The 203-nt window shown below is 38.4% G+C and carries 1 protein-coding gene; it reads left to right on the top strand.

Annotation, left to right across the window (positions count from 1 at the left end; genetic code table 11):
- Positions 1–203 (top strand): hypothetical protein (locus tag Q1A01_RS23850; protein WP_299686118.1); only part of this gene is annotated, 203 nt, incomplete at both ends.

Raw genomic sequence — 203 nt, 5'->3', positions numbered from 1 at the left:
ACACCAGATACGAACTTTAATGGCACAGATACTTTTGATTATACAGTAACGGTAACTAATGCCGATGGATCAACAACGACAGAGACTGCTACGGTAGTGATCACTGTGGATCCGATTGCAGATGTTGTATTAGATAATGACACGGCAAGCACAGATGAGGATAGTCCTATTAATATCGATGTATTAGATAATGATACTTTAGA

The organism is uncultured Dokdonia sp. (assembly GCF_947492815.1).
Lineage (GTDB): Bacteria > Bacteroidota > Bacteroidia > Flavobacteriales > Flavobacteriaceae > Dokdonia.
The sequence above is the reverse complement of the archived record's forward strand: the minus strand, read 5'-3'. Positions and strand labels throughout refer to the sequence as shown.